11 protein-coding genes and 1 tRNA gene are annotated in these 12,100 nt (G+C 58.4%); 4 read left to right on the top strand and 8 right to left on the bottom strand.

The genetic code is table 11. The features are described from left to right. Positions 1-75 precede the first annotated feature (75 nt). Together ACEWPJ_RS07510 and ACEWPJ_RS07505 are read right to left on the bottom strand one after the other, a co-directional pair. Positions 76-693, bottom strand: coding sequence for an acyl-homoserine-lactone synthase (locus tag ACEWPJ_RS07510; protein ID WP_416512143.1), 618 nt, complete (start codon positions 691-693; stop codon positions 76-78). A 112-nt stretch (positions 694-805) separates the two neighbouring features. Next, a complete protein-coding gene (locus ACEWPJ_RS07505) occupies positions 806-1,411 on the bottom strand; it encodes an autoinducer binding domain-containing protein (RefSeq protein ID WP_416512142.1) in 606 nt (201 codons plus the stop codon). A gap of 135 nt (positions 1,412-1,546) precedes the next feature. On the opposite strand from ACEWPJ_RS07505, the gene ACEWPJ_RS07500 reads away from it, so the two are divergent. Beyond that, complete coding sequence (locus tag ACEWPJ_RS07500) at positions 1,547-2,032, top strand: autoinducer binding domain-containing protein (protein ID WP_416512141.1); 486 nt, start codon at positions 1,547-1,549, stop codon at positions 2,030-2,032. 6 nt (positions 2,033-2,038) lie between these two features. Here the strand turns inward: ACEWPJ_RS07500 and ACEWPJ_RS07495 are convergent, their stop codons facing one another. From ACEWPJ_RS07495 to pdxH, 6 genes are all read right to left on the bottom strand, one after another. Beyond that, positions 2,039-3,076, bottom strand: coding sequence for a histone deacetylase family protein (locus tag ACEWPJ_RS07495; protein ID WP_416512139.1), 1,038 nt, complete (start codon positions 3,074-3,076; stop codon positions 2,039-2,041). Between the two features lie 200 nt (positions 3,077-3,276). Further along, the gene (locus tag ACEWPJ_RS07490) at positions 3,277-6,963 is read right to left on the bottom strand and encodes a vitamin B12-dependent ribonucleotide reductase (RefSeq protein WP_416512138.1); all 3,687 of its coding nucleotides are present in this window, start codon (positions 6,961-6,963) and stop codon (positions 3,277-3,279) included. Positions 6,964-7,488: 525 nt separating this feature from the next. Further along, positions 7,489-7,565, bottom strand: a tRNA-Pro gene (locus ACEWPJ_RS07485). Between the two features lie 42 nt (positions 7,566-7,607). After that, entirely contained in the window at positions 7,608-8,078 is a 471-nt protein-coding gene (locus ACEWPJ_RS07480; protein ID WP_416512137.1) for a DUF192 domain-containing protein, read from the bottom strand. Next, complete coding sequence (locus ACEWPJ_RS07475; RefSeq protein ID WP_416512136.1) at positions 8,075-8,614, bottom strand: cold-shock protein; 540 nt, start codon at positions 8,612-8,614, stop codon at positions 8,075-8,077. Before ACEWPJ_RS07475 ends, ACEWPJ_RS07480 begins: the two co-directional genes overlap by 4 nt. Before the next feature lie 124 nt (positions 8,615-8,738). After that, the gene (gene pdxH, locus ACEWPJ_RS07470) at positions 8,739-9,344 is read right to left on the bottom strand and encodes a pyridoxamine 5'-phosphate oxidase (protein WP_416512135.1); all 606 of its coding nucleotides are present in this window, start codon (positions 9,342-9,344) and stop codon (positions 8,739-8,741) included. A 140-nt stretch (positions 9,345-9,484) separates the two neighbouring features. Between pdxH and fabI the strand changes: the two genes are divergently transcribed. The 3 genes from fabI (at position 9,485) to ACEWPJ_RS07455 (ending at position 12,061) form a co-directional block, all read left to right on the top strand. Continuing rightward, complete coding sequence (gene fabI / locus ACEWPJ_RS07465; RefSeq protein ID WP_416512134.1) at positions 9,485-10,318, top strand: enoyl-ACP reductase FabI; 834 nt, start codon at positions 9,485-9,487, stop codon at positions 10,316-10,318. Continuing rightward, positions 10,315-10,818 carry a xanthine phosphoribosyltransferase gene (gpt, locus tag ACEWPJ_RS07460; protein ID WP_416512133.1) on the top strand — a complete coding sequence of 168 codons (504 nt, stop codon included), beginning with the start codon at positions 10,315-10,317 and terminating at the stop codon, positions 10,816-10,818. Before fabI ends, gpt begins: the two co-directional genes overlap by 4 nt. Positions 10,819-10,888: 70 nt before the next feature. Next, positions 10,889-12,061, top strand: coding sequence for an aminotransferase (locus tag ACEWPJ_RS07455; protein ID WP_416512132.1), 1,173 nt, complete (start codon positions 10,889-10,891; stop codon positions 12,059-12,061). The last annotated feature ends 39 nt before the right edge of the window (positions 12,062-12,100 follow it).

The following is a 12,100-nucleotide window of genomic DNA, read 5'->3' as shown; positions in this document are numbered from 1 at the left end:
CGCACGAGGCAACCCCGTGTTGCGCATGGCTTTTCCGACGCGCCACCCCCGCGCCGGAGCTTGTCCACACAACCCTTACGCGACTGCCCGCACCTCTGCATGGGCTGCGGCCCGTTCTGCTGGCATCCGCAAAACCGCATATTTGCGCCCGTCGCCGGGGTTCAGATACGGCTTTCCAATGCGGCTGGCGTCATAGCCCAACTGACGCAAGGCACGCATCAGGGATAGCGGCGACAGTGACATCAATTCGCTGCCACCCTGCTTGCGGGCCACGCGGACAAGGCCATCAACGATCAGCGACAGGCACGCGCTGCGGTCGGCATGGCATTTGACCTCTTCAGACATCACGAGACGGGTGCATTCCCAGACATTCGGGTTCGCGATTTCTTTTGACATGACCTCATCCGGTATGTCGGCAAGCTTTCCGCTGACCGCATCGCGCAGCATGTAAGTGTAGTCGCCCCAGGACGATGTCGTGGGCATTGCACGGGCGCCGCCGATGACTTTACCGTCCCGCAGGACAAGTGAATAATGGGCCAGCGGATTGTCATACTGGTCCATCTCGACCTCGTCGTTATGGGGGATGTCCCACCCCAGCGTATCGACAAAGAAGTGCTTGCGAAGGGCGAGGTAGTCGTAAAACGCCGTTCCGTGCATGTGGATTTCGGACAAGTCGAAGGTGATATTTTTCATGGTGTACTCTCCTAAGTGGAGAGTGAATTAAAACCCGCAACACGGGTTTTGTTAACTCCAATTCAACCAAGACACATTCCAAGCGGGGCCAAAAGCCACAAATTTCGGCGAATTAGATCAATCCATACTCCAGCGCGAGCGCCGCAGCCTGACTGCTGGTTTTCGCGTTGAGCTTGAGTTTCGCGTTCTTCAAACGCTGTTTTATCGCGCCCTGTGACACGCCAATCTGATTTGCGATTTCTTTCATCAACAGGCCGTTCTTGACCATCTCAAGGACTTCAAGCTCTGCCTTGGTCAGATTTGTCGGCGGCGCAATCGACGTGTGAAGGGCGCGCAAGCTTTGCCGAAGGGTGTCGATTTCGGCGTCGGTAAATTCGCGGTCTGTCCGCGCGAACGATCCGAAACTGCGCTGACCATGCGCACTTTTGTCGATGCAGCTGATCGCAACGCCGTAGCGCAGGCCGAACCGCGCGGCTTTTTCCAGAATTTTCTGCGGATCATCCTTCAGCGCGCTCCACCGCACGGTTCCGGTGTTGGCGTAGACCCATTTCATCACCGGATCGAACAGCATGAATCCCTGCTCGGTATATGTCTCAACCCAGCGTGCGGGCAGTGCGTTTTGTTCTGACATCGGGTAGGCAAAACCGACTCGCAGTGCAATGTAATACCCGGCAGGCGCGACGACCGAAAAGTCGTAGGAACCAATCGCGCTGTTCATCCTGCGTTGCACCTTAAAGTTGAATTTCGTCTTGGGGCCAGATCAACTTTTCAAAGCACCCGCGATGTGTAATTCTGGTAATCTAGGATATAGCGGTTGCGACCCGCAACCTCAATGCGAGTTATCGGAACGCCCATGGATCAACAACTAAGCATCAGCCCGGTGCTGGCGAAACTGGATGGACTTTGTCCGGCGGGCTATGCAATTGCGCTCCATATCAAGTTCACGACGCCGACATTCCTGTTCCAGACCTACGCGCAGGACTGGATGGATTACTATTCGCAGAACGGCTTGGTCCTGCACGACCCGACCGTGCGCTGGGGATTCGAAAACACCGGAACACGGGTTTGGAAGGATCTCGAGGCGGAGGACGAGCATTCGGTGCTGAAAAAAGCCCGCAAACACGGGCTGTCGCACGGATTTGTCGCCGCCCATGTCGGTCGGGGCACGCGGTCGGTGGCAAGCTTTGCGCGGTCTGACCGCGACTTTGACGATGCAGAGATCGCGCAGATTTCAGAAATGTTCGTTGAGCTTCACGATGAAACGGTCGACGCCGAACAGCTATCCGCCGAGGAACGCGAAGCGTTGAAGCAGCTTTCGATCACACTGACGCACGGCTGATTTCCGCTAACGAAGGGCGTTTTCGAATCCGGTCAGGGTATTCACCACGTTCACACCGATGTCGTCGACGGCATATCCGCCCTCTAGCAAAAAAACGGTGGGCAGGTTCAAACCCGCAAGCAGCGCACCATAATCGGTGAAATCATCAGAGCCGAGTTTGAAAAAGCTGATCGGATCGTCCTTGAACGTGTCGGTTCCAAGCGAAACGACCAGAAAATCGCACTTCGCTTTGGCGATCCGGTCAAGCGCGTCCTGAAGCGCTGCCTTCCAGGCGGAATACTCCGTCCCCGGCGGCATCGGGTAATTGGCGGTGAACCCCGCGCCCTTCCCCGTGCCGACCTCGTCCCGATGGCCGAGGAAATAGGGGAACGCATCAAGCGGATCACCGTGCAGGGACAGGAAGAACACATCGTCACGGTCGTAGAAGATGTCCTGCGTCCCGTTCCCGTGGTGAAAATCAACGTCGAGGATCGCGACCCGCTCCGCGCCCTTCGCACGTGCATGTTGCGCGGCGATGGCAGCGTTGTTCAAAAAGCAATAACCGCCGAACTGATCACGCGCTGCGTGGTGGCCCGGCGGTCGGCACAGCCCGAACGCCGCGCCGTTGCCAGCCAAGACGTGTTCCGTCGCCTCCAATGCAACGTCCTTGGATGCAAGCGCAGCCTCCCAAGTGCCTTCGGATATCGAAGTTTCGCTTGCCAGTGCATAATATCCGACCTTGCCGTCGATGTTCCGCGGGATGTGAGGCGCGTTCATGGTGCGACCGGGCCACGAGGTCGCGATTGCCTCACCTCCGAACCCTTCTGCAACCCATTCGTCCCAGCAGGTCGACAGGAACGAAACGTAGCCGGCGTCGTGAACGGCATGCACCGGGTCGAGTCCGTAGTCCTTTGGTTCAATCACTTCGCCAAGCCCAACGGCATTGATCCGATCGAGAACGATATCGGCCCGACGGGGGCATTCGAATGGGGGAACGATCTCTCCGCCATGAATTTCGCCTTTGGAATCCCGAAGCCGGTGTTTTTTAGAATAGACCGTCAGCATAGGCGCGTCCTTATCGGGTTCAGTTCTCTAATCGTTAGGAGAATCCAGATCACTCCGCAATCAGAACGGGCCACCGAAAAAAGAAAAAGGGGTGCCCGAAAGCACCCCAGTTTCGCTGATCAGGCTCATCGTTTGTACCGCCCGGTATTCTGCCTGCGGCCTGATCCGCGTCAGGGGCGAGCGCACCCGCCCCGTGTTCCCTACGAGCAACCAGAGGTCGCCCCGCAGGTATTACATTTCATGCAAGTTCCGTTGCGAACCAGCGTGTAGTTTCCGCAGTCTCCGCATGGATCGCCTTCGTAGCCCTGCATTTTCGCCTTGGTCCGGGCGTCCATGCTGACGGTGCCGGATGCCATCGCAGTCGACGCGGCGGCCTTGACGGCCCCGGCCGTTTCCGGGACCAGCGTTTGCAGCGTTGAGACCGGGTCAACCGCGCCGTCAAGCGCCGTGGCCCCCGCCCCGCCCTGCAGGACGACAAGTTCTTGCGGAACGCGCTTGCGCAGGTATCCGGTGGAGCTGATTTGTTTCAGCACTTCCAGCGATTTCGAGGCGTTGTTTTCGCTGACCTCTTGGACGTTCGACACGCCTTCTTCTTCGCCGCGACCAAGGTCGTCAAAGCTTGCGCCTTCCGGCTTCACATGGGCCAGATCGGTGCGATCAAGGTAGCTGACCGCCAACTCGCGGAAGATGTAATCAAGGATCGACGTTGCATTCTTGATGCTGTCATTGCCCTGCACCATTCCGGCTGGTTCGAACTTGGTAAAGGTGAAGGCGTCAACGAACTCCTCCAGCGGAACACCGTATTGCAGGCCAACCGACACCGCGATGGCAAAGTTGTTCATCATCGCACGGAAGCCTGCGCCTTCCTTGTGCATGTCGATGAAGATTTCGCCCAGCGCGCCGGTTTCGTATTCGCCGGTGCGAAGGTAAACCTTGTGACCGCCTACGATGGCCTTCTGGGTGTAGCCCTTGCGCCGTTCCGGCAGCTTTTCGCGGCCACGGGCGACCTCTTTGATGACCACCTTTTCGATGATCTTCTCGGCCAGCACCGCCGCCTTTTCTTGAGCGGACCCGGTTGCCAACACCTCTTCCGCATCGTCGTCGTCTTCGACCAGCGCCGCTGCCAAAGGCTGGGAGAGTTTCGAGCCGTCCCGGTAGAGCGCATTCGCCTTCACGCCCAGGCTCCATGACAGTTCGTATGCCTCCTGGCAGTCCTCGATGGTTGCATCGTTGGGCATGTTGATCGTCTTACTGATCGCGCCCGAGATGAACGACTGTGCCGCAGCCATCATGTGGATATGGCTATCCACCGACAGGAACCTTTTGCCTTTTTTGCCGCAAGGATTGGCGCAGTCGAAGACGTGGTAGTGTTGCGGATCGAGATGCGGCGCCCCTTCGAGCGTCATCGTCCCGCAGACATGATCGTTGGCCGCGTCGATATCGGCGCGGGTAAAGCCCAGATGCCGCAGCAGGTCGAACGCGGGATCGTTGAGCTTGGCCGCCGGGATACCGAGCGTGCCGGTGCAGAACTCTTCCCCCAGCGTCCACTGGTTGAACACGAAGCGGATGTCGAAGGCCGAAGGCAGCGCCGCTTCGATCTTCTCGATCTGGGCGGAGCCGAAGCCGTGGCCGATCAACGCGGTGTGGTTGATGCCGGGCGCGTTGCCGAGCGTGCCGTGACCGACCGCGTAACCGATGATCTCTTCGATTTGGGCGGAGCCGTAGCCGAGAATTTCAAGCGCGGCCGGAACCGAACGGTTGATGATTTTGAAGTAACCCCCGCCAGCGAGTTTCTTGAATTTCACCAGTGCAAAGTCCGGCTCGATCCCTGTCGTGTCGCAATCCATGACCAGGCCGATGGTGCCGGTCGGGGCGATTACGGTGGATTGCGCGTTACGGTAGCCATGCTTTTCGCCAAGCTTCAGCGCCTCGTCCCACGCGGATTTCGCAAGGGAAACAAGGGATTGGTCCGGGCAGCTCGCGTGATCGAGGGGAACGGGTTTGACCTCAAGATCCTCGTAGCCCGACGTTTTACCATAGGCGGCAATCCGGTGATTGCGGATCACCCGCAGCATGTGCTTCGCGTTCTTTTCGTATTTCGCGAAAGCGCCCAGCTCCCCCGCGATCTCGGCGGAGGTCGCGTAGGCCACGCCGGTCATGATCGCGGTCAGGGCACCGCACAGCGCCCGGCCCTCGTCGGAATCGTAGCCATAGCCCATGTTCATCAGCAGACCGCCGATATTGGCATAGCCCAGACCCAGCGTGCGGAAGTCGTAGGACAGTTGCGCGATTTCCTTCGACGGGAACTGCGCCATCGTCACGGAGATTTCCAGCGTCAGCGTCCAAAGGCGCGTGGCGTGCATGTAGTCCTCGGCCTGAAACGCGCCGTCCTTGTAGAAGGTCAGCAGGTTCATCGACGCAAGGTTACAGGCCGTATCGTCGAGGAACATGTATTCAGAACAAGGGTTTGAGCCGCGAATTTGACCGTCTTCTGGGCATGTGTGCCATGCATTGACCGTATCGTGATACTGGATGCCGGGATCGGCGCAGGCCCATGCGGCGTGGCCGACCTGCTCCCACAGATCGCGGGCTTTGATGGTCTTGGCGATCTTGCCGTCGGTGCGGCGGATCAGTTCCCAATCGGCGTCATCCTTAACGGCTTTCAGGAAAGCATCGGTGACGCGGATCGAATTGTTTGAGTTCTGGCCCGAAACGCTTGAATACGCCTCGCTGTCCCAATCGGTGTTGTAGGTCGGGAACTCGATAGAGCTGTAGCCTTGCTTTGCGTAGTCCAGCACGCGCTTGACGTAAGTTTCCGGGATCGCTTGCTTTTTCGCGGCTTTGACGGCCTCTTTCAGCCCGTCGTTGACCTTCGGATCATAGGCGTCATCGACGGCGCCATCCCATCCGCCGATGGCGGCGAAGATGTCGTTCAGGCAGCGTTCGTGCATCTTGGAACCCGCGACGATCGAGGCCACTTTCTGTTCTTCGATGACCTTCCAGTTGATGAATTCTTCGATGTCCGGGTGATCCGCATCGCAGATCACCATTTTCGCGGCCCGGCGTGTCGTGCCGCCGGATTTGATCGCCCCGGCTGCGCGGTCACCGATTTTTAGGAACCCCATCAGGCCCGACGATTTACCGCCGCCCGACAGTGCCTCGTTCGCGGCGCGAAGCGACGAAAAGTTGGTGCCCGTGCCGGAGCCGTATTTGAACAGCCGCGCTTCACGCACCCACAGATCCATGATGCCGCCATCGCCGACCAGATCATCGCCGACCGACTGGATGAAACAAGCGTGCGGCTGCGGATGCTCATAAGCCGACTTCGATTTCGTCAGCTTGCCCGACTTGTAATCGACATAGTAGTGTCCCTGCCCCGGCCCATCGATACCGTAGGCCCAGTGCAACCCGGTGTTGAACCATTGCGGAGAGTTCGGCGCCGCCCGCTGGGTCGCCAACATGTAACGCATTTCGTCAAAGTAAGCGCGCGCGTCATCCTCGGTAGTGAAGTAGCCGCCCTTCCAGCCCCAGTAGCACCATGCACCGGCAAGCCGGTCAAACACCTGGCGAGAGCTTGTCTCTCCGCCCAAGCGCTCCTCCTCCGGCAGCTCTGCCAGTGCATCTTCATCAGGAACAGACCGCCACAGGAATTCCGGCACGCCCTTTTCGCGCACCTTCTTCAGACGTGCAGGCACGCCCGCTTTTCGGAAATATTTCTGCGCGATGACGTCCGACGCGACCTGGCTCCAGCTTGTGGGCACGTCGACCTCATCCAGACGGAACACGATGGTGCCGTCAGGGTTGCGGATTTCGGAAACTGTCTTGGTGAAGTCGATGGTGGCGTAGGCATCGCGCCCCGCCTGGGTGAATTTGCGTTCTATCTTCATTTTTTTGGTCTGCCTCGTCGTGCGTCATTAACTTCCCTGGTCGCGGCTGGCTCTTTGTGTCCAGAATCGCGCCCTGCGCTCATGCCGGTCGGACGGTCAGTTCAGGTCAAAAAACTCCCCACGCGAAAACAAGGATGCCCCGCGCTGTAACCACACCTTCGTTTGGTCGGCTATTTGTGTTCTGTCTGTCCCTCTCGAACCAAGCGTCACTATATGTTGTGGCGTCCCGGTCGGCTTACACAAACTGACGTAGGAGTGCATACCGGTCAACATATTATTTTCGGTTTTCCACCGATCTTTTTTGTTGACCTGTGACCCGTCCTGTGAGCCCGAATCCTTGCCGCTCGATTCACCTGACGCGCCGTCAGATTTGTTTTTCGTTATGGAAGGATAACTTAGCGACGCAGGCTGATGCTTTGCCTCAAGGCGCGTTAAGATTGTGAGGAAAAAATCGCGTAGCCGCGCAGTAAAATTGCGCGGCGATCCTGCCACACGCAAGGATCGATACATAGTGAAATTGGGAAGTGGTCGGGACGGCAAGATTCGAACTTGCGACCTACGGTACCCAAAACCGTCGCGCTACCAGGCTGCGCTACGCCCCGAACGAGCGCTTCTCTACCTTGCGTAATTCGGTTTGAAAAGCCCTAACCGTCGTCGCAGGGCCAGATCATCTTATCTGGGTCCAGCGCACTGTGCCGCAAGACGGTCGTTTCGTCGATCCCAAGGCGGGAAGCGAGGCCGCCGTTAATCTCTAGGACAAACAGAATGTCATCACCTCCATCAATCGACGTGACATCCTCTGGCGTCGCGTTTTCATGGATTCGCTGCACCTGCCCGGTTTCGTCGACAAACAGCATGTCGAGCGGGATAAGCGTGTTCTTCATCCAGAACGAAACCCGCTGCGGTTCTTCATATACGAATAGCATACCGGACCGCCGGTCGAGCGTCTCGCGGAACATCAGACCTTGCGCGCGTTCGGTCCGGTCATCCGCAACTTCGACATTGAACCGAGCCTGCCCCCAATCGCCGCGCAAATCGACATGGGTCGGAGCGCACTCCGCCATCGCATATGTCGGCCCTATAAAGAGGAGAGCAGCAGCGGCGTGGCGGATCATGCCTCGTCATCGCCCCGCAATGCGGATTCCCACGATGTCACGACAGTCGCCATCCGGCCACGTTTGCCGTCGATCACCCGCAGGCCGACAGCCTCACCCGGTTGCAGGTCCGCAAGGCCGGAGCGGCGCAAAATCTCGACATGCACAAACACGTCCTCTGGCCGACCGAACACGTTGGCAAAGCCAAACCCCTTCGCCTTGTCGAACCACTTCACCCGCGCGGGTTCAAGGGGGCCGGCTTCTTCATCGCCCTCAAACAGCATCGCCTCTTCTTCAAGGCTGGTTTCGGAGGACGCCTCGGGCGGGTCGATTCGCAATACGGCGGTGGCCTGAAGACCCCGGCCCGTTTCCTGCACCGCAATCTGCACGACCGCGGAGTCAGCGATGGAGCTTTGGCCGAAATTCCGCAACACGTTCGCATGAAGCAAGATGTCCGGACCACCATCCCCAGCGACCACGAATCCGAACCCCTTGGAGGGGTCGAACCACTTAACTATGCCCTGGACAATTTGGCCTTCGGGGTTTTCTTCTGTCATCAGTGACGCGCTCATCGTGTTTGCTGCTATGGGCAGGCGGCAGGGGTTTTGTGCCACACCGTCGCCCGGTTGCAAGCGAAAAATCACTTATTTTCTGCCGCTTGTCATTCACGATACGTGAATGTCACGGGTTTAATCGCTCAATATTCCAATCGTTTTCGGGTGTTGATCGGCTCCAGCGGAAGCGGTCATGCAGCCGAAATGCACCATCGGCCCAGAACTCGATTTCCGTTGGTATGATCCGAAAGCCACCCCAAAATGCGGGTCTTTTCGGGTTTACCCCGTGCGTTGCAGTGACCTTTGCGACCTCCGCCATCAGTTCGCCACGCGACCCGAGTGGGCGGGATTGACGTGAAGCCCAAGCCCCCAGTCTGCTTTTCAGCGACCGCGACGCAAAATAAGCGTCGGCAAGAGGGCCGTCTTCCCGTTCAACATGGCCGCGGACACGAATTTGCCGCCGCAACGATTTCCAGTGTAGCACAAAAGCGGCTGTCCCGGCTGAACTGATTTCCTGCGCCTTCACACTCTCGTAATTGGTGTAAAAAACGAAGGATGCATCCTCGATGTCTTTCAGCAAAACCATGCGTGCATTGGGCACCCCATGTTCGTCCACGGTTGCCAGCGCAATCGCGTTCGGATCGTTCGGTTCGGCGCCTTCCGCCTCTGCCAACCAGCTTCGTGCGATGGCGAACGGGTCATCGCCTGCAAATATTCCGCTTCTGTCCGTCATTCCAATTTCCTTTGATTGGCTGCTGGTATGGTCACATCGCGGGTTCCACAACCTGTCTATAAGGACGTGTCAGGCTTGATGCGCCCCAAGCAATCGCCTAAAGCTTTTCACTTGATAACAAAGATGTCGAGGGGCACAGCATGTCGACCAAATTAATGGAAGGAAAACGCGGGCTAATCATGGGGCTCGCGAACGATAAATCCATTGCCTGGGGGATAGCCAAAGCCTGTGCCGAACACGGGGCAGAGCTGGCGTTTTCCTATCTCGGGGACAGTTTCAAGAAACGCGTCGAACCGCTTGCCGAAAGTCTGGGTGTCGACACGCTTATCGACTGCGATGTGTCTGACCCCGCCTCTATCGACGCCGGGTTTGAAGCGTTGGAGAAGAAATGGGGCAAGCTTGATTTCCTGGTCCATGCCATTGGTTTTTCCGACAAGACGGAACTTCGCGGGCGTTACGTCGACACGACACCCGATAACTTCCGCATGACAATGGACGTGTCAGTCTATTCCTTCACCGCCGTCGCGCAACGGGCCGAAAAGCTGATGACCGATGGCGGGTCGATGCTGACCCTTACCTATTATGGCGCCGAACAGGTCATGCCACATTATAACGTCATGGGCGTCGCCAAAGCGGCGCTTGAGGCGTCGGTCATGTATATGGCCGAAGACCTTGGCAAAGATGGCATCCGGGTCAATGCGATCTCTGCCGGGCCGATCAAAACGCTCGCGGCATCTGGCATCGGCGATTTCCGCTATATCCTGAAATGGAATGAGTTGAACTCCCCCCTCCGCCGCAATGTGACGCAAGATGAGGTCGGTAAATCGGCGGTCTATCTGCTGTCTGACCTTGGTTCAGGCACGACGGGCGAAACGCTCCACGTCGATGCGGGCTATCATGTTGTCGGCATGAAGGCGGTAGATGCGCCGGACATTGACGCTGTGACAGGCCGGAAAGCCGGGGACGCGGTATGACGGACCGCCTGCCCCACGAAAAGGGGTTCCACATCAGTTGGGATCAAATCCACCGGGATGCGCGCGCATTGGCATGGCGGCTGGACGGTCACGGCCCGGATGACGGCGCGTGGCGTGCGGTTGTGGCCATCACCCGTGGCGGTATGGCCCCCGCGATGATCGCGGCGCGGGAACTTGATATCCGCACGGTCGATACGATCAGCATCAAATCCTACGACCATCAGGCCCAGTCTGAAGCCAAAATCCTGAAAAGCCCGGACCCAGACCTGATGGGCGACGGCACAGGCATTCTGATTATCGACGATCTGGTCGACACCGGAAAAACACTGGAAGTCGTGCGGGCGAAATATCCGAAGGCGCATTTCGCAACGGTGTATGCCAAACCCAAAGGCCGCCCGATGGTTGATACTTTCATCACCGAGGTCAGTCAGGATACGTGGATTTTCTTTCCGTGGGACATGGCCCTACAATATGTCGAACCCTATCGGGGCAAGGACTGATCCCACGACACGCCCCTCTGCGGCCTGAAAACGCTGCGACGATTGGGCGGGCACAGCCAACAGGATGGCCATGACGACACCGATCAACCCCCGCATGGCCCACACCTTCCCGCCCCCAGTGATGGAGGCGCGACGCTGGCTCGACGGGGTCACGTTTACCGACGACAATCCGCTGATCAACGTCAGCCAGGCCGCCCCGGTCGCCCCTCCGCCAGAGCCGTTGCGCAAAGCCATCGCCGATTTCGCGCTGAACCAGCCCGAGGCGCATCTTTACGGCCCCGTCCTGGGCCTGCCGGAGTTGAGGGCCGAGGTCGCGCACCAATGGTCCTTGGCCTATGGTGGCGACATTCGCCCGGATCACGTCGCAATAACCTCCGGTTGCAATCAGGCGTTTGCGGCCGCGATCTCGACCCTCGCCGGTCAAGGGGATGAGGTCATTCTGCCAACGCCTTGGTATTTCAACCATAAAATGTGGCTCGACATGCAGGGTGTGACCACTGTTCCGCTGGCGACGGGCAGCGATCTGATGCCGGACCCCGAGGCGGCAGAGAAGTTGATTACCGGGAAAACCAAGGCCATCGCACTCGTCACGCCGAACAATCCGGGCGGCGTCGAATATCTCGGTGCGTTGCTTGGTCAGTTCATGGCGCTTTGCCGGAAACATAACCTCGCCCTGATCGTTGATGAAACCTATCGCGATTTTGACGGGCGCAGCGGGCGGCCCCATGCGCTGTTCAGCGATCCCGATTGGGCGGATACGCTGATCCACCTTTATTCGTTCTCGAAGGCATTTCGGCTGACCGGTCATCGGGTTGGCGCGGTGATTGCTGATGAAGGGCGGTTGACTGAGATTGAAAAATTCCTTGATACCGTCGCGATTTGTCCAAATCAGTTGGGCCAATATGCGGCGCTCTGGGGGCTTCGGAACCTCACCAACTGGCTTGCGGGGGAGCGGCTTGAAATCCTCGACCGCCGTGCGGCGATGGAGGAAGGCTTCCCCTCCCTCAATGGTTGGCGGCTGCTGGGCTGCGGAGCCTATTTTGCCTATGCGGAACACCCGTTCGCCGAATCCTCCGCCGACCTCGCCAAACGTCTGGTGCGGGATACGGCCGTTCTGATGCTGCCCGGAACGATGTTCATGCCAGAAGACGATCCGGCAGGCGCGCGGCAGATGCGGATCGCCTTCGCGAATATCGACCGAAGCGGGATCAACACGTTGTTTCAGCGGCTCTCGAACCTCTGATCTTGCCCCGCCCGCAGCAACCGCCTAAGAAACCACAAA

The sequence above is a fragment of the Aliiroseovarius sp. YM-037 genome (genome assembly GCF_048060095.1).
In the GTDB taxonomy this organism is placed as follows: domain Bacteria; phylum Pseudomonadota; class Alphaproteobacteria; order Rhodobacterales; family Rhodobacteraceae; genus JBLUOA01.
The sequence above is the reverse complement of the archived record's forward strand: the minus strand, read 5'-3'. Positions and strand labels throughout refer to the sequence as shown.

Coding starts and splice junctions, on each gene's coding strand:
- ACEWPJ_RS07510 (WP_416512143.1), bottom strand. CDS start 693: ATGAAAAATATCACCTTCGACTTGTCCGAAATCCACATGCACGGAACG.
- ACEWPJ_RS07505 (WP_416512142.1), bottom strand. CDS start 1,411: ATGAACAGCGCGATTGGTTCCTACGACTTTTCGGTCGTCGCGCCTGCC.
- ACEWPJ_RS07500 (WP_416512141.1), top strand. CDS start 1,547: ATGGATCAACAACTAAGCATCAGCCCGGTGCTGGCGAAACTGGATGGA.
- ACEWPJ_RS07495 (WP_416512139.1), bottom strand. CDS start 3,076: ATGCTGACGGTCTATTCTAAAAAACACCGGCTTCGGGATTCCAAAGGC.
- ACEWPJ_RS07490 (WP_416512138.1), bottom strand. CDS start 6,963: ATGAAGATAGAACGCAAATTCACCCAGGCGGGGCGCGATGCCTACGCC.
- ACEWPJ_RS07480 (WP_416512137.1), bottom strand. CDS start 8,078: ATGATCCGCCACGCCGCTGCTGCTCTCCTCTTTATAGGGCCGACATAT.
- ACEWPJ_RS07475 (WP_416512136.1), bottom strand. CDS start 8,614: ATGACAGAAGAAAACCCCGAAGGCCAAATTGTCCAGGGCATAGTTAAG.
- pdxH (WP_416512135.1), bottom strand. CDS start 9,344: ATGACGGACAGAAGCGGAATATTTGCAGGCGATGACCCGTTCGCCATC.
- fabI (WP_416512134.1), top strand. CDS start 9,485: ATGTCGACCAAATTAATGGAAGGAAAACGCGGGCTAATCATGGGGCTC.
- gpt (WP_416512133.1), top strand. CDS start 10,315: ATGACGGACCGCCTGCCCCACGAAAAGGGGTTCCACATCAGTTGGGAT.
- ACEWPJ_RS07455 (WP_416512132.1), top strand. CDS start 10,889: ATGACGACACCGATCAACCCCCGCATGGCCCACACCTTCCCGCCCCCA.